Source organism: Lonsdalea quercina subsp. quercina (assembly GCF_000688695.1).
GTDB classification, from domain to species: Bacteria; Pseudomonadota; Gammaproteobacteria; order Enterobacterales; family Enterobacteriaceae; genus Lonsdalea; species Lonsdalea quercina_D.
This window is the reverse complement of sequence record NZ_JIBQ01000009.1, coordinates 347,350-370,292: the sequence shown is the minus strand read 5'-3', so window position 1 is coordinate 370,292 and position 22,943 is coordinate 347,350. Positions and strand designations below refer to the sequence as shown.

Annotated in this window: 24 protein-coding genes; 15 read left to right on the top strand and 9 right to left on the bottom strand. The window is 52.0% G+C overall.

The features are described from left to right. Positions 1-1,052 (bottom strand): IS3 family transposase gene (locus tag SB13_RS10955; protein WP_152545930.1). Its coding sequence is split into 2 segments (ribosomal slippage), with 1,053 coding nucleotides annotated over them: positions 1-803 and positions 803-1,052; the frame shifts between segments, so codons are not numbered across the junction. This gene is flagged as partial in the annotation. Positions 1,053-1,156: 104 nt separating this feature from the next. Further along, the gene (locus tag SB13_RS10945; protein WP_026740394.1) at positions 1,157-2,077 is read right to left on the bottom strand and encodes a Kdo(2)-lipid IV(A) acyltransferase; all 921 of its coding nucleotides are present in this window, start codon (positions 2,075-2,077) and stop codon (positions 1,157-1,159) included. Positions 2,078-2,483: 406 nt separating this feature from the next. Here SB13_RS10945 and trhO point away from each other — a divergent pair, with 406 nt between their 5' ends. Then, positions 2,484-3,539, top strand: coding sequence for an oxygen-dependent tRNA uridine(34) hydroxylase TrhO (gene trhO, locus SB13_RS10940; RefSeq protein ID WP_026740393.1), 1,056 nt, complete (start codon positions 2,484-2,486; stop codon positions 3,537-3,539). 52 nt (positions 3,540-3,591) lie between these two features. On the opposite strand, the gene SB13_RS10935 is transcribed toward trhO, so the two are convergent. The 5 genes from SB13_RS10935 to pyrC form a co-directional block, all read right to left on the bottom strand. Further along, on the bottom strand, positions 3,592-4,170 hold the full coding sequence (locus tag SB13_RS10935) for a YceI family protein (protein WP_026740392.1): 579 nt from the start codon (positions 4,168-4,170) through the stop codon (positions 3,592-3,594). 26 nt (positions 4,171-4,196) lie between these two features. Next, positions 4,197-4,751 (bottom strand): cytochrome b, encoded by a 555-nt coding sequence (locus SB13_RS10930; protein ID WP_026740391.1) that lies wholly within the window; start codon positions 4,749-4,751, stop codon positions 4,197-4,199. Positions 4,752-5,115: 364 nt separating this feature from the next. Beyond that, entirely contained in the window at positions 5,116-5,370 is a 255-nt protein-coding gene (gene bssS, locus SB13_RS10925) for a biofilm formation regulator BssS (protein WP_026740390.1), read from the bottom strand. 430 nt (positions 5,371-5,800) lie between these two features. Then, positions 5,801-6,052, bottom strand: coding sequence for a DNA damage-inducible protein I (dinI, locus tag SB13_RS10920; RefSeq protein ID WP_026740389.1), 252 nt, complete (start codon positions 6,050-6,052; stop codon positions 5,801-5,803). 109 nt (positions 6,053-6,161) lie between these two features. Next, positions 6,162-7,205 carry a dihydroorotase gene (gene pyrC, locus SB13_RS10915; protein ID WP_026740388.1) on the bottom strand — a complete coding sequence of 348 codons (1,044 nt, stop codon included), beginning with the start codon at positions 7,203-7,205 and terminating at the stop codon, positions 6,162-6,164. A gap of 183 nt (positions 7,206-7,388) precedes the next feature. Between pyrC and SB13_RS10910 the strand changes: the two genes are divergently transcribed. Next, positions 7,389-7,676: a putative quinol monooxygenase gene (locus SB13_RS10910; RefSeq protein WP_026740387.1), complete on the top strand. Its 288-nt coding sequence runs from the start codon at positions 7,389-7,391 to the stop codon at positions 7,674-7,676. Positions 7,677-7,756: 80 nt separating this feature from the next. Here SB13_RS10910 and rne read toward each other — a convergent pair whose 3' ends face one another. Continuing rightward, the gene (rne, locus tag SB13_RS10905) at positions 7,757-10,867 is read right to left on the bottom strand and encodes a ribonuclease E (protein ID WP_026740386.1); all 3,111 of its coding nucleotides are present in this window, start codon (positions 10,865-10,867) and stop codon (positions 7,757-7,759) included. 575 nt (positions 10,868-11,442) lie between these two features. Here rne and rluC point away from each other — a divergent pair. After that, on the top strand, positions 11,443-12,399 hold the full coding sequence (gene rluC, locus SB13_RS10900; RefSeq protein ID WP_026740385.1) for a 23S rRNA pseudouridine(955/2504/2580) synthase RluC: 957 nt from the start codon (positions 11,443-11,445) through the stop codon (positions 12,397-12,399). A gap of 46 nt (positions 12,400-12,445) precedes the next feature. Here rluC and SB13_RS10895 read toward each other — a convergent pair whose 3' ends face one another. Further along, positions 12,446-13,033 carry a Maf family protein gene (locus SB13_RS10895; protein WP_026740384.1) on the bottom strand — a complete coding sequence of 196 codons (588 nt, stop codon included), beginning with the start codon at positions 13,031-13,033 and terminating at the stop codon, positions 12,446-12,448. Positions 13,034-13,171: 138 nt separating this feature from the next. Here SB13_RS10895 and yceD point away from each other — a divergent pair, with 138 nt between their 5' ends. The 12 genes from yceD (at position 13,172) to holB (ending at position 22,936) form a co-directional block, all read left to right on the top strand. Next, the gene (gene yceD, locus SB13_RS10890) at positions 13,172-13,693 is read left to right on the top strand and encodes a 23S rRNA accumulation protein YceD (protein WP_026740383.1); all 522 of its coding nucleotides are present in this window, start codon (positions 13,172-13,174) and stop codon (positions 13,691-13,693) included. A gap of 17 nt (positions 13,694-13,710) precedes the next feature. Then, positions 13,711-13,881 (top strand): 50S ribosomal protein L32, encoded by a 171-nt coding sequence (rpmF, locus tag SB13_RS10885; RefSeq protein WP_026740382.1) that lies wholly within the window; start codon positions 13,711-13,713, stop codon positions 13,879-13,881. A gap of 26 nt (positions 13,882-13,907) precedes the next feature. Next, a complete protein-coding gene (gene plsX / locus SB13_RS10880; protein WP_072000243.1) occupies positions 13,908-14,951 on the top strand; it encodes a phosphate acyltransferase PlsX in 1,044 nt (347 codons plus the stop codon). 6 nt (positions 14,952-14,957) lie between these two features. Then, positions 14,958-15,908 (top strand): beta-ketoacyl-ACP synthase III, encoded by a 951-nt coding sequence (locus tag SB13_RS10875; RefSeq protein WP_026740380.1) that lies wholly within the window; start codon positions 14,958-14,960, stop codon positions 15,906-15,908. Positions 15,909-15,928: 20 nt separating this feature from the next. Next, positions 15,929-16,858, top strand: coding sequence for an ACP S-malonyltransferase (gene fabD, locus SB13_RS10870; RefSeq protein ID WP_026740379.1), 930 nt, complete (start codon positions 15,929-15,931; stop codon positions 16,856-16,858). 12 nt (positions 16,859-16,870) lie between these two features. Next, the gene (fabG, locus tag SB13_RS10865) at positions 16,871-17,605 is read left to right on the top strand and encodes a 3-oxoacyl-ACP reductase FabG (protein ID WP_026740378.1); all 735 of its coding nucleotides are present in this window, start codon (positions 16,871-16,873) and stop codon (positions 17,603-17,605) included. 153 nt (positions 17,606-17,758) lie between these two features. Further along, on the top strand, positions 17,759-17,995 hold the full coding sequence (acpP, locus tag SB13_RS10860) for an acyl carrier protein (protein WP_012765204.1): 237 nt from the start codon (positions 17,759-17,761) through the stop codon (positions 17,993-17,995). A gap of 78 nt (positions 17,996-18,073) precedes the next feature. Next, positions 18,074-19,315 carry a beta-ketoacyl-ACP synthase II gene (gene fabF, locus SB13_RS10855; protein WP_072000242.1) on the top strand — a complete coding sequence of 414 codons (1,242 nt, stop codon included), beginning with the start codon at positions 18,074-18,076 and terminating at the stop codon, positions 19,313-19,315. A gap of 126 nt (positions 19,316-19,441) precedes the next feature. Further along, complete coding sequence (gene pabC, locus SB13_RS10850; protein ID WP_026740376.1) at positions 19,442-20,242, top strand: aminodeoxychorismate lyase; 801 nt, start codon at positions 19,442-19,444, stop codon at positions 20,240-20,242. 9 nt (positions 20,243-20,251) lie between these two features. After that, a complete protein-coding gene (mltG, locus tag SB13_RS10845; protein WP_026740375.1) occupies positions 20,252-21,280 on the top strand; it encodes an endolytic transglycosylase MltG in 1,029 nt (342 codons plus the stop codon). Beyond that, positions 21,270-21,923, top strand: coding sequence for a dTMP kinase (tmk, locus tag SB13_RS10840; protein ID WP_026740374.1), 654 nt, complete (start codon positions 21,270-21,272; stop codon positions 21,921-21,923). The genes mltG and tmk overlap by 11 nt, the downstream gene beginning before the upstream one ends. After that, positions 21,923-22,936, top strand: coding sequence for a DNA polymerase III subunit delta' (holB, locus tag SB13_RS10835; protein ID WP_026740373.1), 1,014 nt, complete (start codon positions 21,923-21,925; stop codon positions 22,934-22,936). The genes tmk and holB overlap by 1 nt, the downstream gene beginning before the upstream one ends. Positions 22,937-22,943: the final 7 nt, after the last annotated feature.

Sequence of the window (22,943 nt, the reverse complement as noted above, 5' to 3'; positions counted from 1 at the left end):
GTCCGTTATTGCACTGGTAGCATCGCTGAAGCTTGTGTAACCAGTCACCGGCACCCACTCGTTCTTCAGGCTTCTGAAGAAGCGCTCCATCGGACTATTATCCCAGCAGTTTCCACGACGACTCATACTCTGCCTGATCCGGTACCGCCACAGTGACTGCCGGAACTGCCTGCTTGTGTAATGGCTGCCCTGATCGCTGTGGAACATCACTCCGGCTGGTTTGCCGCGAACTTCCCACGCCATTTCCAGCGCTTTGATGGTCAGTCTGCTGTCCGGTGAGAACGACATTGCCCAGCCCACCGGTTTCCTCGCGAACAGGTCGAGAACAACGGCGAGGTATGCCCAGCGCTTACCTGTCCAGATATACGTCACGTCGCCACACCACACCTGATTTGGTTCTGTGACAGCGAACTGACGCTCAAGGTGGTTCGGGATGGCAACATGCACCTGACCACCACGCTTATATCTGTGTGTGGGTTGCTGACAACTGACCAGCCCCAGTTCTTTCATGAGTCTGCCAGCAAGCCAGCGCCCCATCCGGAAGCCTCTGAGCGTTGCCATTGCGGCGATACTCCTTGCCCCAGCAGAGCCATGGCTGATGTTGTATAGTTCCTGGACTTGACTGCGCAACACGGTATGCTTTCTGTCCGGCTTATCAGGACGACATTTCCAGTATTTATAGCTGCTGCGGTGAACCCCGAATACGTGGCAGAGTGTAGCCACGGGATAACGCGCCCTGAGTTTTCCGATTAACGAGAACTGTTCAGGGAGTCTGACATCAAGAGCGCGGTAGCCTTTTTTAATATTTCATTTTCCATTTCAATACGTTGTAGTTTTTTCTTCAACTCACGTATTTCAATTTGCTCTGGGGTAATGGGGGACGCTTTCGGTGTTTTTCCCTGTCGTTCGTCCCGTAATTGTCTGACCCATCGGGTCATTGTTGAAAGGCCAATATCCATGGCTTTTGCTGCTTCAGCAACGGTGTAGTTCTGATCGACAACCAACTGAGCCGCTTCACGTTTGAACTCTGCACTAAAATTTCTTTTTTTCATTGGAGCACCTGTGTTGTTCTGAGGTGAGCATATCACCTCTGTGCAGGTGGCCAAATTCAGTGTGCCACTTCAATGGTCACCCCTCCTTGGCGGGAAAACAGCGACTAGTACAGAGAGGACTCTCCCTTCGGACGGGTCTTGAACCGGCGGTGCAGCCACATGTATTGATCGCAGGCCAACATGATATTCTGCTCAATAATGTGATTCATCCAGGTGGCGGTGGCAATTTCGTCCTCTAAGGGTATATCCGGTTCGGCGGGTTGAATGATGAGTTCATACCCTTTGCCGTTAGGCAGCCTGCGCGGGACGAAGGGAACAACTACCGGCTTCGCGCTCCGCGCCAGCATATAGCTGCCCGCCGTTGTAGCGGCTTTATCGACGGCAAACAACGGAACGAACACACTGCTACGCGGACCATAGTCGTGATCGGGGGCGTACCAGAGTATTTCTCCCTGCTTGAGGGCGCGGATCATACCTTTCAGATCTTTGCGGTCCAGCATGGATTTATTGGAGCGCATACGTCCCCAGGTCTGCAGCCAGTCAATCAGCTTGTTGTCATTAGGCCGATAGACTCCGATCCCTTCGTTTTGCATGCCAAAAATGCGTGCGCCGAGTTCCAACGTCAAAAAGTGAATACCGATCAGCAATATTCCCTGCTTCTTTTCGCGCAAGGGCTGCATATTCTCAAGACCGGTCACCTTGAACCAGCGGGCAATGCGCCAGTCTGGCCAAAACCACGCCATCCCGGTTTCCATGACGCCCATCCCAACTGACTCGAAGTTGCTGCGTACTAGCGCCTCCCGCTTTTCGGCGGACATGTCGGGAAAACAGAGTTCCAGGTTGCGTCGAGCGATCTGAACGCGGTGCTTCAATATAGGCATTGATAGTCGACCAAGCAGAGTCCCCAGACGGTAAATGACCGGATAAGGAAGCAGGACGACCAGATAGAGAATGCCTATGCCCAGCCAGGTTAGCCAATAGCGTGGATGCAATAGCGAACGGTTGAAAGAGGGGATTGTCGTCATGGCCTTAATATCGAAAACGGCGGTAATTCACGCCTTGTGTTAATGGGATTTTCAGAACACCACTCCGAAGAGTAGTTTAATATGGCGTTTAATGGCGCATTTGAAATGTGCTAAAAGCTGATTTTTATACAGATTTATTCAGACACCTATCATAGCATCGGTTCGCAATAGTTTTTGACCTTTGATGGTGCGGTCTCCAATCACATGAGGCCGGTATTATGACGAAACCGTCATGTTGAAACTAGTCATCAATCCTTCTTGTGTAGCCCGCATTGATATTTCTTAGGGGGTCACTTCGACTGACAGAGGCTAAGAGCTGGTGTATCATGCCGCGCTATTGTGCTGGCAACAAAATGCTAACACAGAATTAATGTCGTTAACCTCACTTTAAACAGGATCGTACACCATGCCAGTGTTACATAACCGTGTTTCCAATGAGGAACTGAAGGCGCGCATGCTTGCTGAAACCGAGCCTCGCACCACGGTCTCCTTCTATAAATACTTTCTGCTGGATGAACCCCAGGCATTTCGTGACGCGCTTTACGTGGCATTAACTGAAATGAACGTGTTTGGCCGTGTCTACATCGCAAAAGAGGGGATCAATGCGCAGATTAGCGTTCCAGAGAGCCAATTCGACGCATTCAAAACGCGGCTATATCAGTCGCATCCCGCGTTGAACAACATCAGACTCAATATTGCGCTGGAAGACGATGGTAAATCGTTCTGGGTATTGAGGATGAAGGTGCGGGAACGGATTGTGGCCGACGGGATTGATGACCCCACGTTTGATCCCTCGCGTGTTGGGCACTATTTGAAAGCCGAAGAGGTCAATCGGATGGCCGAAGATCCTTCAACGGTCTTCGTCGACATGCGTAACCATTATGAATATGAAGTGGGTCACTTCGAAAATGCGCTGGAAGTCCCGTCCGATACATTTCGTGAACAGCTGCCTATGGCGGCGGAAATGTTGGCCGACGATCGCGAAAAGAACATCGTGATGTACTGCACGGGCGGTATTCGTTGTGAAAAAGCCAGCGCCTACATGCTGCATCACGGGTATAAAAACGTGTTTCACGTGGAAGGCGGGATCATTGAGTATGTCCGCCAGGCGAAGGCTCAGGGGCTTCCTCTCAAGTTTATTGGTAAAAACTTTGTGTTTGATGAGCGTATGGGGGAGCGGGTTTCCGACGAGGTTATCGCTCATTGCCACCAGTGCGGCGCTTCATGTGATACGCACACCAACTGCCGTAATGAGGGGTGTCATCTTCTCTTTATACAGTGCCCGCAGTGCGCGGAAAAATATGAAGGCTGTTGTGGTCCGGCTTGTCAGGAGGAAGTCACGTTGCCGCTGGAAGAACAGCGCAAGCTGAGGCGTGAAAGAGAAACCGGCATGAAGATCTTCAATAAATCTAGGGGATTGCTGCAAACGGTTTTGCCGACCCCCATCAGGGATGATGAGTAGCGCTGCTGAGATAAAAGGAGCCCCGTTCATTGACGGGGCTCGATAGACAGGATTATTTCTGGCGGATTCCTTCAAGTGAAATAATCAGTTCGACGTCTTGCGAGGCAGGCCCCAGATCCGTAGTGATGTTGAAGTCTTTCAGCTTGATCTTCCCTTTGGCTTCGAAGCCCGCACGGTAGTTGCCCCAAGGATCGTCTCCTTGTCCCAGCAATTTGGCCTCAAGCGTTACCGGTTTGGTGACGCCGTTTAACGTTAGGTTGCCGGTAATATCCAAATCATCACCACTTTTTTTCACGCCGGTAGAGGCGAAGGTCGCTAGAGGCGCTTTTGCCACGTTCAGGAAATCGGCGCTGCGGATATGTTTGTCACGCTCGGCATGATTGGTGTCGACACTATCGGTTTTGATCGTCACATTTACCTTGTCTGCGGCCGGATTAGCTTCGTCAAATGTGAAGGTGCCGTCGAAATCTTTGAACGTCCCATACAACCAGCTGTAGCCTAAATGTTTGATTCGAAATTGTATGAAGGCATGTTGGCCCTCTTTATCAATTTTATAATCCGCTGCAAGAGCGGAACCTGCGTAGGAAACTGTTGAAGCGAGTAGTAAACCTAATAGCGTTTTCTTTAACATTGGTTTTCTCCTTACAATCCCGAGGTTTAATGGACGCTGCGACCCAACATCCGTTTCAACGTACTGTCACGATCAATGAAGTGATGCTTTAGCGCTGCTAATGCATGTAGCACCGACAAAATGACGATACCCCACGCAAGATAAAGATGAATGTCTCCTGCAAAATCAGCCTGATCTCTGACTCCGCTCAGCGTTGCGGGAACGTTAAACCAGCCAAACACGGAAATAGGCTGACCCTCCGCCGTAGAAATCAAATAGCCGCTAATAAGCAGACTGAACAGCAAGAGGTAGAGAAGAATATGTGCCAGCGTGGCGCTTATTCGGGTCAATCGTGAATAACTGGCCAGCGGTGGAGGGGCGGGGCTGATTTTGCGCCATATCACCCGGAACAGAACGGTAAGGAAAAGAAGGATGCCAATGCTTTTATGTATTTCGGGTGCCTTGTGATACCAGTTGTCATAATAGCCTAACGTGACCATCCACAGGCCTAGTGCAAACATGCCGTAGACGGTCAGCGCGACGACCCAGTGGAGTAGAACGCTGATATGACCATATTGGGATGACGTATTGCGCCAAAGCATGACCATATTCCTTATCGTGAAGTTGTAGTGAAGGTCTGGAGATAATTAAACACAGCTCAACATAAAAGCAATATAAAATTATTGCTTTTAACATGATGATTTCATTTATCAATCATTTTGAATGAGCTATCTCAATCTCTTTCAGTGAACCATATGCATTGGTTGTAATAGCCGATTACTGCGCCTGAATAAGAAAAATAAAAAACGCCTTAATTTTTATTGAAATGTGAGCAATTTATCGTGAATAAAATAATTGGAGGTGTGAATTATTTAAAAGGCGGTCCGATGGTATATCGAGATAAAAGACGACACCGCCTTTAAAAGCGGTGTCTGGGGTGATAATGACGCACTATATAATGAAACGTTAATGCTTTAGATAATCAATGGGCTCAAATTCATTCGATTCGATCTTGGCAATACCCGCTTCAAGAATGTTGATGAGCTGTTTTGCCACATCGGTGGTCAACCATAAAGTACGATCAACTTGAGCTTCATCGGGAGCCTGGTCCGCGGTAGAGAGGTAGTGTAAGCGGATCATCATTGCATCGTAGCTATCGACGGTGCTGATATCCCAACCCACGAGTGGATGTGTTTGAATAACTTCACTTTTTATATCCATGATTACCCCTTATGACTAGTTACTAGCATGAGTGACTAACGAGGTTCTAGATGACTCCTATCTACGATTACTCAATGAGTATATCTCCCCTGAATCCATTTATGGAATTTTATTGTAAACAATCGCAAATCTGGTCGTTTTTTGTTCTTTATAGGTCTGGGTGAATTCGGCCATCCGCTCGGGCTGAGAATAAAATGACCTTCGCGGCTTTCGTGTTGGCTGACAATTCAAATCTTTTTTAGGCTATTTAGCCATCGGTATGTGGTTATTATTATTTTAATGAGACGCGTTGAAAATATTACTGAATTAATTAACGCGCACTCGAATTTTCTATCCAGAGAACTGAGTGCGGTCATGAAAGCATGGGAATATTGCAGTGAAAAAGAGGTGAAAATAATAGCTGAGGAACCAAATTGAAAACGAACGACGTTTACTCGGTGTCGAGTCCTGAGAAAAACCAATCGTCAGCGCTTTCCCATGTCTCTTGCAGAATCTCGGTTATTTTTTCTTTGTCATCCTTACTGCCACCGAAGACACTAACATTGTTCGACCCGGCATAACGCACTAAAACGGAGGTATCGGGATATTGAGCTTGAATGCGATGGCTTAACTCATTGGTCAGGGCGTCAATGGCGCCGGCGGGCAACTTAACAGTTTTTGCTACAGTGATTTCAACACGCATAATGACCTCCATACAGGACTGTTCGTTTATACAGTAGTCTCGAATGAAACGCAAGAGGCATAAAGTCGAAGATAGACGAGTTTTCCCTGCCTTTCAGCAGGGAAGTGATTTATCGGACGGACCAATTCAGCTGTTGTCCTGCCATAAAGGGAATGATTTTTTGTCCTTTGGCATCAATATGTTCTGGAAAGCTAATCGGCTCTCTATGTAGTTCAATAACGTCTTCATTGACGGGGAGGCCATAGAAACGCGGGCCGTTGAGCGAACAAAAAGCTTCCAGATGCTCTAACGATCCGATCTCCTCAAACACGGTGGCATATGCGCTGAGTGCCGCCTGTGCGTTGAACACACCAGCGCAGCCGCATGAGGATTCCTTGCGATGCTGCAGGTGCGGGGCAGAGTCTGTTCCAAGAAAGAATTTTTCTGAACCGCTGGCGACGGCATCGCGCAATGCCTGCTGATGCACATTTCTTTTGAGTATAGGCAGGCAGTACAGGTGAGGGCGTATTCCACCCACCAACATGTGATTGCGATTGAACATCAGGTGTTGCGGGGTAACGGTGGCCGCCAGATAGTCATCGTTATCCAGCACGTAGTGTGCCGCATCACGGGTGGTAATGTGTTCGAAAACAACCTTTAGCGCCGGAAATTGCTTGCGCATAGGCTCCATAACGCGATCGATGAAGTAGGCTTCACGATCGAAAATGTCCACCTCAGGATCCGTAACTTCACCATGCACCAGTAAGGGCATTCCCAGCTTCTGCATTTGTTCCAAAACGGGGTAGATCGCGCGAATGTCCGACACACCGTGACTCGAGTTTGTGGTCGCGTTAGCAGGGTAGAGTTTGGCCGCCGTAAAGACACCCTCTTGAAAACCGAGGGTCAGCTCGCGTGGGTCCAGCGTATCGGTCAAATAACATGTCATCAGCGGATGAAAATGATGCTCAGAGGGGATAGCGGCGAGAATGCGCGTTCTATAGGCCTCTGCTGCTGCGACGGTAGTGATGGGCGGCGTCAGGTTAGGCATGACTATGGCGCGGCCGAAAACGGCGCTGGTATAGGGTAATACCGCATTTAGCATGTCGTCGTCACGCAGGTGAAGATGCCAGTCATCGGGACGGCGGATTTTCAGGGCGGTTGGAACGGGGGTCATTGATTTTGCTCCGGCGGTCAGTGATTAACATAGCGGTCATAAGACTGATTACGGCGGGTGACAAGCATAAGCGCAAAGTGGTTGAAATGCACTCGATTGTTTTGAAGTGGTTGAAATTCTTCTTTTATTGGCGTTTCATATTAAAAGATCTAATACATTCGCAAATGCGAGAAGAGGAAAAAAATGGAAATTCGTGTTGTCGCTTGCCTTCAGGCAAAACCAGAGTACTTGAAAGAAATCACCGATGCGGTCACCAAAGCGGTAGAACCCAGCCGTAAAGAGGCCGGCAATCTGCAGTACGATTTACACGCGGAAATCGATAAGCCAGGTGCTTTTGTTTTCATCGAACGCTGGAAAAATAAAGCTGCGTTAGAAACGCATGAAAAAACGGCACACTTCCAGAAGCTGGTAGCGGAGATGGAAGGTAAGACCGTTTCCGTCGACATCAAGCTGATGACTCAGGTCGCGTAAGCTGATAAAAAAAGCCCGTCATTGACGGGCTTTTTGGCAGACATCAGGCACCACGTGAGTGACGTGGTGCTTTTTTGTGGTTACTCTTCCACGGTTGGCTTGGTTGCCGGGGCACTGGCGCTGTTAACCGAAGCATGGCCGCCTGCAGAGCCTTTCCCGCTGAACTCGAACGCGGGGCGCTGCCAGTCGCTGGATTTCGGCTCTTCCGGGACATACTGCGGTGCCGGAGCTTTCGTCATCGGCGCATTTGCGTGATGTTTAAAGCTTGGCTGCGCATTGGATTTTGCCGGAGTTGATGTTTCAACCGGTTTGTCCGCCGCGGCAGGCGTCGCTTCAACCGGTGGCTCAGCATGTTCTTCAACCGCTGCCGGCGCATCCTCTGTGGCGGACGCTGCAACTTCTGCGGCCTCGACGTTTCCATTATCGGCCACCGCGTCTTCTGACGGTGTCGATGCTGAGTCGGCCTTATCCGTTTCTTTGTCGCTGTCTTCCGCTGTCACTGTCTCTTCACGAGATACGCGGGTTTCCAGCGGCAGCTGAGCGGTCACTTCTTCTTCCGGAGCGATGACATCGGCGCTCTGAGCGTCAGTCGACTCGTTGCTTTCCTCAACGATTTCTTCAGCGATTGCGCTGGACAGCAATGCGTATTCCGTCACTGTAGGTATGGTAATCGCATCGTTTTCCTGAACAACGGTTTCCTGTGTTTCAGGCTCAGGCTGAGGTTGAGTGATTGGATAGTGAATCCACACTTTGCCGGAGGCCATTTCCGGCGCAGAAGCCGCTTGCTCGACCACCATTGGCGACTGCACCGGGTAGCGCTCATCACGGTAACGGCGACGACGCTGGCCGCTAACGCGCAGATGGCGCGGTGAACGGCGTGAACGGCGCGGCATGTTGTTATCGCGGTTGTCTGCACCGTTATTTTCCGCGTTGGTTTCCGCGGTGGCGGGTGCGGTGATTTCCGCTACCGGGTTGGCTTCAACGCTCGGTTTCGCTGCGACTGCGGCATCCGCTTCATCAACGACACGGACTTTTTGCGTAAGCTGACGACGTTGACGACGAGGCATCACCTGAGCGGGTTTTTCCTGCTCTGGCGCCTGAGTTTCGGTTTCAGCCGTCGCGTTCAGCTCTTTCACTTCCTGCTGAGCCTGGCGCTTGTCCTCCTGCCGGTTACGCTGACGTTCCGCGCGCTGTTCACGACGTTGCTCTTCGCGCGCTGCTTTTTCTTGCGCATCAACGGCCGGAGTTTGCGTGTCATTAGCGGCATTTTGCGTCCGCTTGTTATTACGACGCGGCTGATCTTCGCGCGGCTCACGGTTTTCACGCGGCGTCCGCTCTGTGCGATCGCGACGATTGCCGGATTGGCGGCGATTGTTGTTGCGACGCTCCTGACGCGGTTGACCTTCGCTCGAGGTGTTCTCTTTAACCTGCGGCTGTTCCGGTTTCTCTTCCACTTCAGCTTGAGGCGCGTCGAACATGCCTTTTAATGAGCCGAACAGACGGCGAATGATGCCGGATTTCTGAGGCGCAGCAGAAGGTGCTTTCTGAGCGGCAGCCGGTGTCGGCGCTTCTGCAGGAGGCGTATCCGGCAGGGTAAACGTCGCCAAAGCAGGTTGCTCAGGGATTTTACGCTCGGCGATCTGCTCTTCCTGTGCCTGCTGGTTTTCTGCATCCAGCATTTGCGGCAGCATGTAGCTTAGCGCCGGTTTTTCTTCGCCATTACGGATACGTACGACGGAGTAGTGAGGTGTCTGCATGCCGTCGTGCGGTACGATGACGGCCCGGACGCTGCCCTGACGTTGTTCGATAGCGTTAACCGCGTCACGTTTTTCGTTTAGCAGATAGGAGGCGATCGGAACCGGCACAATCGCCTGCACCTCTTTGGTGTTTTCCTTCAGCGCTTCTTCTTCGATCAACCGCAGGATAGACAGAGACAGAGACTCATTATCGCGAATCGTCCCGGTTCCGCTACAACGCGGACAAACATGATGACTGGATTCGCCCAGCGAAGGACTCAGGCGCTGACGCGACATTTCCAGCAAACCGAAACGTGAGATACGTCCAATCTGAATACGGGCGCGGTCCTGACGGACGGCATCGCGCAGGCGATTCTCAACTTCACGTTGATGGCGGACAGGCGTCATATCGATGAAGTCGATAACGATCAGACCACCTAAGTCGCGCAGACGCAGCTGACGGGCAATTTCGTCGGACGCTTCTAGGTTGGTGTTGAAGGCGGTTTCTTCGATATCGCCGCCGCGGGTAGCGCGTGCGGAGTTGATATCAATAGCTGTCAACGCCTCGGTCGTGTCGATCACAATGGAGCCGCCGGAAGGCAGACGCACTTCGCGTTGGAAGGCTGACTCTATCTGGGATTCGATCTGATAATGGCTGAACAGTGGGATTTCACCGCTGTACAGTTTAATTTTACTGCTGAAATCGGGACGACCCAGTGAGGCGATGTGCTCTTTGGCGCGTTCCAGAATTTTGGGGTTGTCGATCAGGATTTCGCCGATGTCCGGGCGAAGATAATCGCGGAAGGCGCGAACAATCACGTTGCTTTCCTGATGGATCAGGAACGGCGCTGGGCGACCTTCAGCGGCTTTCTTGATGGCTTCCCAGTGTTTGATGCGGAACGCCAGATCCCACTGCAGGGCTTCTGCAGATTTACCGACACCCGCCGTCCGTACAATCAGGCCCATGCCTTCAGGCAACTGCAAAGAGCTCAGCGCTTCCTTCAGCTCAGTCCTGTCATCCCCTTCGATACGGCGTGAAATACCGCCGGCGCGTGGGTTGTTCGGCATAAGAACCAGGTAGCTTCCGGCAAGGCTGATAAATGTCGTCAGTGCCGCGCCTTTGTTGCCGCGCTCCTCTTTATCCACCTGCACAATGACTTCTTGGCCTTCACGCAGAACATCTTTGATGTTTGGGCGGCCATGGGAAGCATAGTGACTCGGGAAGTATTCGCGTGCGATTTCTTTGAGGGGGAGAAAACCGTGTCGTTCAGCGCCGTAATCAACAAAAGCGGCTTCCAGACTCGGTTCAATGCGCGTGATTTTACCTTTATAAATGTTTGCTTTCTTTTGCTCATGGCCCGGACTCTCAATATCCAGATCGTAGAGGCGTTGACCATCAACCAAGGCAACACGCAACTCTTCTTGCTGAGTCGCGTTAATCAACATTCTTTTCATCGTAACTTACTCGTTATTCTTAACTTGCATTATGGATAGAGCTGCCGGTGAAAGCGGGGTATGACCGGAATGAACCGATGGCCTCGTGGCTTATCGCAGGGGCGTCAACCTCCCGGTTGTCGTCTGCATAGAGACGCATGTTTCGGTAGCCTGTATTTCCTGATGGAAAACAGCGCATTTATTGCGGGAACAGCTTCTGAAAATAGGTGCCAGATCTGATTCCATTTGCCGGCCAAACTGCTTACCGCAGCTCGCTAACTGCTTGATAACTCGCTACGTCTTACGCCATTGCTGCGTTGTGAGTCATCAAGCAAATATAATAATTCCGCAATTTCCCTTGTTTTTCAGGTAAACAGCGCGGAAAGCCGAAGCATTATTCCATTGCTGCTACGCCGATAGCAAGGTGACTTTGCCTGTCAAAATGAAGTTATCAACCGGTCTGAGCACAGCGATGTACGAAATTCGCGCATAGTCACTGTTACAGGAGCTGACTATTAACTTCATAAGTCAGACTCACAGTTAAGCATAGAAAAAGATGTGGCGCTATCTACCCTCGCTCTTTAGAATTCTGGCCCATGAAAACAGAGAACCCATCAGTACAATTTTTGACGGTCTCCGACGAAGAGGCGGGTCAACGCATCGACAATTTTCTGCGCACAAAATTGAAAGGTGTGCCGAAGAGCATGATTTACCGTATTTTGCGTAAAGGTGAAGTACGAATAAATAAAAAGCGGGTGAAGCCGGAGTACAAACTGCTCGACGGCGATCTCATCAGGATCCCGCCGGTGAGGACGTCCGAACGTGAAGAAGCGCAGGTTTCTACCGGGCTGGCCAAAGTGTCGGCGTTGGTGGATTGCATCATCTATGAAGATGATTATTTATTGGTGCTCAACAAGCCATCGGGGACGGCCGTCCACGGGGGCAGCGGCCTCAGCTTCGGCGTTATCGAGGGCCTGCGGGCACTTCGGCCTGAAGCACGCTTTCTGGAGCTGGTACACCGTTTAGACAGAGATACTTCCGGCGTTTTGTTGGTCGCCAAGAAACGGTCCACGTTGCGCGCGCTCCATGAGCAGCTGCGGAGCAAAGGGATGCAGAAAGATTATCTCGCCCTGGTGCGTGGACAATGGCAATCTCATTGCAAAGTCGTGCAGGCACCGCTGCTGAAAAATATTCTGCAGAGCGGTGAGCGAATCGTCCGCGTGAATAGCGAAGGAAAACCGTCTGAGACACGCTTCAAAGTTGAAGAGCGGTTCGAGCACGCGACGTTGGTCAAAGCCAGTCCGGTCACCGGGCGGACACATCAGATTCGCGTACACACCCTTCACGCTGGTCATCCTATCGCTTTTGACGATCGCTACGGCGACCGGGATTTTGACGGCCAACTGGCAGGTACTGGTCTTAAACGGCTGTTCCTGCATGCTCAAGCGCTAAAGTTCGAGCATCCCAACACCGGCGAAACTTTACGGGTAGAAGCGCCGTTAGATGATGAACTTCGCCGTTGTTTGCAAGTCTTGCGCAACCAAAAGTCGTAGTCGAATACCGCATCTGTCGATAAGACAGGTGCGGTCAACATGCGAATCAGGAAATCAAAAGAGGATTCACGCTTTCTTGTCGCAGCAGGTCCAGTAAAGCGATAAGCGGTAGCCCAATCAGCGTATTGGGATCCCTCCCCGACAGTCGCTCAAATAAAGTAATGCCGAGTCCCTCGCTTTTGAAACTTCCCGCGCAGTCAAAAGGACGTTCCTTCTTTATATAGTTATCTATCTCTCTATTCGTTAGCGTTCGAAAATGAACCTCGTAAGGTTCAACCAGACAATGCATGCGTACGCTTTGGCTATTATAAAGCGCAAGTCCGGTATAAAAGGTGACGTGACTGCCGCTGGCTTGACGCAGCTGGGCAACAGCACGTTCGTGGTCGTGAGGCTTACCGGTTATGTGGCCGTTCAGCACACAGACTTGATCAGAGCCTATAATGAGATGATTTGGATAGTCGTCAGCCAACGATCTTGCTTTGGCCATAGCGAGTCGTTTTACCAGTGCGGGGGCATCTTCGTCAGGAAAGGGCGTTTCATCAACTTGTGGGGAAGCACATTCGAAAGCGATATTCAGCTTTTCGAGCAGTGTGCGACGGTAGGGTGAGGTTGATGCGAGAACGATTTTAGGCATAGTTATGGTGAAATTGTGGCTTGAACATGCGGCTCATTCTAAACTGCGATTCGCTTCCGATGCGAACCTTGGCGAAAGTTTCCAAACCCCACCTTTTCCTTTGACTCTATGTCGTTACGACGCTAATATGCGCGCCCTATGCAAAAGGTAAAATTACCCTTAACCCTCGACGCGGCTCGCACTGCTCAAAAGCGTTTAGATTATGTTGGTGTCTATACAGCTGAACAGGTGATGCGTGTTGCCGAATCAGTGGTTAGTGTGGATAGCGATGTCGAAGCGGCTTTATCGTTCAACATTGATAACCAGCGTTTAGCTGTTATCGATGGACGTGCCGATGTGGCGGTAACCTTACGGTGCCAGCGCTGTGGCAAGCCTTTCGAACATCAGGTCCACGCCACGTTATGTTTTAGCCCGGTCATCAGTGATGAGCAGGCCGAAGCTCTGCCGGAAGCGTACGAACCGATCCAGGTCAATGAGTTCGGTGAGGTCGACTTGCTGGCGATGATAGAAGATGAAATTATTCTTTCATTGCCCATCGCACCGGTGCATGATTCTGAACACTGTGAAGTGTCCGAAGCGGACATGGTGTTTGGCAAACTGCCTGAAGAGGCGGAGAAACCAAATCCATTTGCCGTATTAGCTAGTTTAAAGCGTAAGTAATTGAAGGAGTAAGGTCCATGGCCGTACAACAGAATAAACCAACCCGTTCCAAACGTGGTATGCGTCGTGCTCACGATGCTCTGACCACAACTGCCGTATCCGTAGATAAAGTTTCTGGCGAAACTCATCTGCGTCACCACGTAACTGCGGATGGCTACTACCGCGGTCGCAAGGTCATTGCTAAGTAATTCCTGCTTAATCGCAAGGAAATGCTTTGACACGCCTGACTCTGGCGTTAGATGCAATGGGCGGGGACTTTGGCCCCTGCGTAACAGTGCCTGCTGCATTGCAGGCACTGGCTTCTAATCCAAATCTTTATCTGCTGCTGGTTGGCGATCCTACAACGCTCACTCCATTACTTAGCAAAGTCGATTCCTCCCTGTCTTCCCGTTTGGAAATCGTACCGGCTGAAACGGTAATCGCGGGCGATGCCAGACCATCTCAAGCTATACGCGCTAGCCGTGGCTCTTCCATGCGAATTGCATTGGAGTTGATCAAGGAAGGGCGTGCGCAGGCTTGCGTGAGTGCTGGAAATACCGGAGCGCTGATGGGGCTAGCCAAATTGCTGTTGAAGCCGGTTGATGGTATTGAACGTCCGGCGTTGGTGACGGTTTTGCCGCATCAACAGCATGGTAAGACGGTTGTTCTGGATCTCGGCGCGAACGTTGAGTGCGGTAGCACCATGCTCGTGCAGTTTGCCGTGATGGGCGCGGTCATGGCGGAAGAGGTTCTGGGGCTCAGCAACCCCCGAGTAGCGCTGTTAAATATTGGCGAAGAAGAAAGTAAAGGGCTGAACAATATCCGCGAAGCTGCCGCGCGTTTGAAAGCGACATCGTCTATCAACTACATCGGTTATCTGGAAGGCAACGAGTTGCTGACAGGTAAAACGGATGTCATGGTGTGTGATGGGTTCGTTGGCAACGTCACGCTTAAGACGATGGAAGGCGTCGTTAGAATGTTTCTGTCTCTTCTGAAATCCTCCTCAGGTTCAGATCGTAGACAAAAACAGTCTTGGTGGCTGAAATTATTGGGACGCTGGTTGCAAAAACGTCTTTCCCGACGTTTTGGCCACCTGAACCCTGACCACTATAACGGGGCTTGTCTGCTAGGATTACGTGGGACAGTGATAAAGAGCCATGGAGCTGCAAACTCGAATGCGTTTGCGGTAGCGATTGAACAGGCAGTGCAGACGGTACAACGGCAGATTCCTGAAAGGATCGCTGCACGACTCACGTCTGTATTACCCAAGAGTGATTGAGCTTACATGTATACAAAAATTTTAGGAACGGGAAGCTATTTGCCCGGACAAATCAGGTCGAATTCTGATTTAGAGAAAATGGTGGATACGTCAGACGAGTGGATTGTCACTCGCACCGGTATCCGCGAACGTCGCATCGCTGGGCCGGACGAAAGTGTGGCCACCATGGGTTTCCGCGCGGCGCAAAAAGCGCTCGAGATGGCCGATGTCGATAAAAACAAAGTCGGTCTGCTGATCGTCGCAACGACATCTTCCAGTCATGCATTCCCGAGTTCAGCCTGCCAGATTCAGCAGATGCTGGACATCCAGGACACCATCGCTTTCGATTTAGCGGCTGCCTGCGCAGGCTTCACCTACGCACTGAGTGTAGCTGACCAGTATGTCAAGAATGGCGCTGTTGATTACGCGCTGGTGATTGGCTCTGACGCGTTGACACGCACGCTGGACCCGGAAGATCGCGGAACGCTGATTCTGTTTGGCGATGGTGCTGGCGCGGTAGTCTTATCTCGCTCTGAAGAGCCGGGCCTCATTTCTACGCATCTACATGCCGATGGCCGCTATGGCCAGCTTTTGTCTTTGCCGTACCAGGCACGCACCAATAAAACGCCGGAATACCTGACAATGGCCGGCAACGAAGTGTTCAAAGTCGCCGTTAAAGAACTGGCTCACATCGTTGAAGAAACCCTGGTGGCTGCAAAACTGGACAAAGCCGAGCTGGATTGGCTGGTTCCGCATCAGGCGAACCTCCGTATTATCAATGCGACGGCCAAAAAGTTGGGCATGGGCATGGATAAAGTGGTGATCACGCTCGATCGCCATGGCAATACTTCTGCAGCTTCAGTCCCTGCGGCGTTGGACGAAGCCGTGCGTGACGGACGTATCAAACGCGGACAGCTGGTATTACTTGAAGCGTTCGGTGGTGGATTTACTTGGGGTTCTGCTCTGGTACGTTTTTGATAAAACAGGACTTTCTGACTATGACTCATTTTGCAATGGTGTTCCCGGGACAAGGTTCCCAATCAGTCGGTATGCTGGCTGAACTCGCGGAGACGAATCCGATAGTTAAGGACACATTCGATGAAGCTTCCTCCGTTTTAGGTTATGACCTGTGGCAACTGACTCAACAGGGCCCGGCGGAAGAGTTAAACAAAACCTGGCAGACGCAGCCAGCGCTGTTAAGCGCATCAGTCGCCACTTGGCGTGCGTGGCAGCAGCAGGGCGGTAAAGCACCTGCACTGATGGCGGGCCACAGTCTGGGCGAATATTCCGCTTTGGTTTGCGCTGGCGTCATGGACTTCAAACAGGCGGTCAGTCTGGTGGAGTTACGCGGCAAGCTGATGCAGGAAGCGGTGCCGGAAAATACAGGCGCTATGTATGCCATTATCGGCCTTGATAACGACACTATCGCTGCTGCCTGCGCGGAATCCGCTCAGGGGCAGGTTGTTTCGCCGGTGAACTTCAACTCTCCGGGACAGGTCGTCATCGCGGGCAATAAAGAAGCAGTCGAACGCGCTGGCGCAGCCTGTAAGGCCGCCGGGGCGAAACGCGCGCTGCCGCTGCCGGTCAGCGTACCTTCTCATTGTGCCCTGATGGAGCCTGCTGCACGCAAGCTGGCGGAAGCGCTGGAAGGCGTCACATTCAACGCACCTCAAATTCCGGTTGTGAACAATGTAGATGTCCGGACTGAAACTTCGCCGGAAGCTATCCGCAGTGCGCTGGTACGCCAGCTTTCCAACCCTGTCCGCTGGACGGAGTGCGTTGAGTACATCGCCGCTCAGGACGTGCAGAAGCTTTTAGAGGTTGGGCCGGGTAAAGTACTTACCGGACTGACCAAACGAATCGTAGATACGCTGACTGCGTCGGCAGTCAATGATTCTGCTTCCTTATCAACAGCCCTTGATCAATAAACGGAATAGATGATGAGCTTTGACGGAAAAATTGTTCTTGTCACCGGCGCCAGCCGTGGCATCGGTCGTGCTATCGCTGAATCACTGGTCGCGCGTGGCGCGAAGGTAATGGGGACGGCGACGAGTGAAAAAGGTGCCGCTGATATCAGCGAGTGGCTGGGTGGCAACGGTAAAGGTTATGTCCTGAATGTCGCGGATATGTCTTCGATCGAATCGACTTTGGCTGCTATCAAGTCAGAATTCGGCGATATCGACATTTTGGTCAATAACGCGGGCATCACACGAGATAATCTGCTGATTCGCATGAAAGACGAAGAGTGGCAGGATGTGCTGGATACGAACCTGCGTTCCGTATTTCGCTTGTCCAAAGCCGTGCTGCGTTCCATGATGAAAAAGCGTTTCGGCCGTATCATCACTATCGGCTCTGTGGTTGGCACCAGCGGTAACCCTGGGCAGTCCAACTATTCGGCCGCTAAAGCCGGACTGGTTGGGTTCAGTAAATCTCTGGCGCAGGAAGTGGCCTCGCGTGGCGTGACCGTCAACGTTGTGGCTCCGGGTTTTATTGAAACCGATATGACGCGAGCATTGACAGACGAGCAGCGTGCGGGCATTTTGGCTGGTGTTCCTGCTGGACGTCTGGGCGATGCGAAAGAAATTGCCTGTGCTGTTACGTTCTTAGCTTCTGAAGAAGCGGGTTACATCACCGGTGAAACATTGCATGTTAATGGCGGCATGTATATGATCTGATAAGTCAGATCGTATTTGCTTCATTTTGCAGCGAAATCTGCAAAAAGCACAAAATCCTGGCTCGACCAGTACTGATTTTGTTGCATCTTTTTCAACATTTTATACACTACGAAAACCATCGCGAAAGCGAGTTTTGATAGGAAATTTAAGAGTATGAGCACTATCGAAGAACGCGTTAAGAAAATCATCGTTGAACAGCTGGGTGTTAAGCCGGAAGAAGTAGTAAACAATGCTTCCTTCGTTGATGACCTCGGCGCTGATTCTCTTGACACCGTTGAGCTGGTAATGGCTCTGGAAGAAGAGTTTGATACCGAGATTCCAGACGAAGAAGCCGAAAAAATCACTACTGTTCAGGCAGCAATTGATTTCATCCAGGCAAACCAGCAGTAAATGAACATATCTAGGCGGTCATTCGACCGCCTAAGTTTCCTTTAATACCTCAGTATTTTCCCTCCCTGGAGGATCAGCGTGTCTAAGCGTCGTGTAGTTGTGACTGGTCTGGGCATGTTATCTCCTGTCGGCAACACAGTTGAGTCAACTTGGAAGGCTTTGCTTGCCGGTCAGAGTGGTATCAAACCCATTGATCATTTCGATACTAGTGCCTATGCAACACGTTTTGCTGGCTTAGTTGACGATTTTAATTGTGAAGAATTCATCTCGCGTAAAGATGCTCGCAAGATGGACGCTTTTATTCAGTACGGCGTCGTGGCCGGTATTCAGGCTATGAAAGATTCGGGCCTCGAAGTCACAGAAGCCAATGCCGGACGTATTGGTGCTGCCATTGGTTCGGGTATTGGCGGTCTGGGACTGATTGAGGAAAACCATGCGGCTCTGGTTCGTGGCGGCCCTCGTAAAATCAGTCCTTTCTTTGTCCCTTCCACTATCGTGAACATGGTTGCCGGTCATCTGAGCATCATGTTTGGTCTGCAGGGACCAAGCATCTCCATCGCGACTGCTTGTACTTCTGGTGTACATAACATCGGACATGCTGCCCGTATCATCGCTTATGGCGATGCTGACGCAATGCTGGCCGGTGGCGCCGAAAAAGCCAGTAGTCCGCTGGGCGTAGGTGGATTCGGCGCAGCCCGTGCCCTTTCAACCCGCAATGACGATCCGCAGGCGGCGAGCCGTCCGTGGGACAAAGATCGTGACGGGTTCGTACTGGGCGACGGCGCGGGCATTATGGTGCTTGAAGAGTACGAGCATGCTAAACGTCGAGGCGCCAAAATTTATGCTGAAATCACCGGCTTTGGCATGAGCAGCGATGCGTACCACATGACGTCACCGCCGTCAGACGGTGCTGGCGCCGCGCAGGCAATGGTCAATGCGTTCCGCGATGCTAATATCACCGCAGAACAAGTGGGCTATATCAACGCGCACGGCACGTCGACCCCGGTTGGCGATAAAGCCGAAACTCAGGCGGTGAAATCCGTCTTTGGCGATAGCGCATCCCGCGTGATGGTCAGCTCGACCAAGTCAATGACAGGTCACCTGCTGGGTGCGGCTGGCGCAGTGGAATCCATTATGTGTGTTCTTGCGCTGCGCGATCAGGCGATTCCGCCGACGATCAACCTTGATAACCCGGATGAGGGTTGCGACCTGGATTTCGTGCCTCATGAGGCTCGTCAGGTTTCTGGCATGGAATACGTGCTGTGTAACTCATTCGGATTCGGTGGCACCAATGGTTCATTGGTCTTCCGCAAAGTCTGACGTGAGTGCTTGATGAAAGCCCGGATCTTCCGGGCTTTTTTTTGCCTGAATAAAATAGGTTAAGGTTAATTTTCCTTGGTCGTGAGTTTGAGCTCACTCTTTCCGTCATAAAGTGGAAGTGAATCTATGTGGTTGATTAATGGGGTATTAGACCAATATTTGCCCGCTTCTGATCGTAGCGTACAGTACGGCGACGGCTGTTTTACCACGGCTCGGGTGCTCAACGGACGTGTGGTATGGCTCGAACGTCATATTCAGCGACTGCAACGTGCGGCACAGGTGCTGATGCTTCCGGATATTGACTGGGACTTGTTGTCGGCAGAGATGCAACAGGCTGCTGAGGGGAAGGCGAGGGGCGTGGTAAAAGCCGTCGTGACTCGTGGCATGGGGGGAAGGGGCTACAGTCCGAAGGGATGTATCGCCCCGGTCCGGATGGTTATGCACACTGATTACCCAGCACATTACGATAACTGGCGTCGGGATGGCATCGTGTTGGCGCTTAGCCCGATAAAATTAGCGAGGAGCTCACTCCTGGCCGGCATAAAACATCTGAATCGTCTGGAGCAGGTGATGATCCGCCGGCACCTTGACCAGCAGAACGCTGACGAGGCCCTGGTGCTTGACACCCACGACAAGCTAGTGGAATGCTGTGCGGCTAATTTATTCTGGCGGCGCGGCAATCAAGTTTTTACCCCGGATGTTTCGCAGTCCGGCGTCGATGGCCTGACGCGACGCCATATTGTGAAATTGCTGGAACAATCAGACTATCAGCTGCAAGTTGTCGCCGCCCCGCTGGACGCCCTGGCGACGGCTGACGAAGTGCTTATTTGTAATGCTTTGATGCCATTAATTTCTGTCAACCGGGCCGAAGCCTGGTGTTATCGCTCACGAGATCTCTATGACTTCCTGAGCCCTAACTGTGAGTAATGGAATGTTATGAAGAGAATGAAAATTGGGATTGGTTGCATCGGTCTTGTGGTCGTAGGGGCTTTCATCCTGTGGAAACAGGTGCAGCAGTTCGCTGCCTCGCCGCTCAAGATCACTCAGGAAACCCTTTTTACTCTCCCGGCGGGAGCCGGTCATGAAGCGCTTGAACAGCAACTAGCGGAACAGAAGATTCTGTCTGCCAGCTGGCGCTTCCCCGTACTATTGCGGCTGGAACCGGCGCTGGGCAATTTCAAAGCCGGCACCTACCGCTTGCAACCCGGAATGACGGTTCGGCAGATGCTGGCCCTACTGGACAGCGGTAAAGAAGCGCAGTTCGCCATTCGGTTTGTGGAAGGATCGCGACTGCGTGACTGGTTGGAAACCCTACAGCAGGCGCCGTATCTTAAAAAAATGCTGACCGGGAAGAACCCCCAGGAAATTGCCGAAGCGCTGGGTATCAAGGATCGGCCCAACCCCGAAGGCTGGTTTTACCCGGACACCTATCTACACACCGCGGGTATGACGGATAAAACCGTACTGACGCGCGCTCTCCAGCGGATGGATAAAATCGTCGACGAAGTCTGGCAGGGGCGCGAGGACGGTCTGCCATACAAGAATAAAGAAGAGCTGCTGACGATGGCGTCAATCATCGAAAAGGAAACGGCAATCGGCAGTGAAAGAGCATTGATTGCATCGGTCTTTATCAACCGCTTGCGCGTGGGAATGCGTTTGCAAACGGATCCCACGGTGATTTACGGCATGGGAGAACGCTATAATGGCACCATCACGCGCAGCGCACTGGATACGCCGACAGCATACAACACTTACGTCATTAGCGGCCTGCCGCCGACGCCGATAGCCATGCCGGGCAAAGCGTCACTGGAAGCTGCGGCGCATCCTGAAAAAACAAACTATCTCTATTTTGTCGCGGATGGAAAGGGGGGACACACGTTCACCACCAATTTATCCGACCACAATCGCGCGGTGCGGGAATACCGTAACGCGTCGGTAGCCGTAAAGGAAAAGCATGCACAGTAAATTCATCGTCATCGAAGGGCTGGAAGGGGCCGGAAAAACCAGCGCTCGCAACGTGGTGGTGGCAACCTTGCGCCAGTTTGGCATTGAAGAGGTTGTTTTCACCCGTGAGCCGGGCGGCACCCCGCTGGCCGAGCAATTGCGTACTCTGATTAAACAGGGTGTCGAAGGCGAAAAACTGACGGATAAGGCCGAACTGTTGATGCTCTACGCAGCGCGAGTGCAATTGGTGGAAAACATCATCAAGCCCGCGTTGCAGCGGGGCGCTTGGGTAGTTGGTGATCGTCATGATCTTTCCTCTCAGGCTTATCAAGGCGGCGGTCGCGGGATCGATCAAACATTGATGACGTCTCTGCGTGACACGGTGCTGGGCGATTTTCGTCCCGATATGACTTTGTATCTCGATCTTCCCCCGGCCGTCGGTTTACAGCGTGCGCGTCAGCGCGGAGCACTTGACCGTATCGAGCAGGAGTCGCTGGCATTCTTTGATCGCACTCGAGCCCGTTATCAGGCGCTGGCCGCTGCCGACCCGAGTATTGTGACGATAGATGCCGGGCAAACGCTGGAAAACGTGAGTCACGACATTCATCAGGCGCTTGCCGAGTGGCTGACGCATCTTGGCCTGACATGCGGAGAACCGGGCTGATGGAGTGGTACCCGTGGCTAAATGCTCCCTACCGCCAACTGCTGACCCAACATCAGGCTGGTCGGGGTCACCATGCGCTGCTCATCCATGCGCTGGCGGGAATGGGCGAATCCTCCTTAAGCTATGCCTTGAGCCGCTGGCTGATGTGCCAACAGCCGGAGGGCATGAAAAGCTGCGGGCATTGCCACGCTTGCCAGTTAATGAGCGCGGGTACGCATCCGGACTGGCACACTCTCACCTTAGAAAAAGGCAAACAAAGCCTGGGCGTGGATGCCGTGCGGGCGGTGCTAGAAAAAGTCTATCAGCGCTCGCGGCAGGGAGGGGCGAAAGTCGTTAGCCTGCCTCAGGCTGAATTATTGACCGAAGCGGCGGCCAATGCCTTATTAAAAACGCTGGAAGAGCCGCCTCAGGACACCTATTTCATTCTGGGGTGCCGTGAGCCGTCGCGATTGTTGGCGACGCTGCGCAGCCGGTGTTCTTATTACTACTTGCCTGTCCCCGAAGAGGCGCATGCCATGCACTGGTTGCGTCAGCGCGGACATACGGACGAGCCGGCGTTACGGACGGCGCTGCGACTTTATGCGGGCGCGCCACTGGCGGCGGAGCATCTATTGCAACCGGGACAATGGCAACCGCGTCTCACGCTGTGTCAGTCGCTTTCGGGTTGTCTGGCGCAACGGAACATGTTGTCTCTGGTGACGCCGCTCAATGGGGATGACACCGATGAGCGTATTCACTGGGTTGCCTCGCTATTTCTGGACGCGTTGAAATGTCACCAGAGCGCAAGTTCACACCTGGTCAATCAGGATCAGCTTACGCTGGTTGAACAGCTGGCGAGGGCGCTGACGCCTGACCAGTTGCTGTTCGCGCTGCGTCGTTGGCTGCAGTGTCGCCACCAGCTGCGCACCATCACGGGAGCCAATCGCGAATTGCTGCTCACTTCGCTGTTGCTCGATTGGGAACAGAGTTTATCTGTGCCGTCTCCTCGATTACCTCATCCATTTACTGCTTAAAACTATC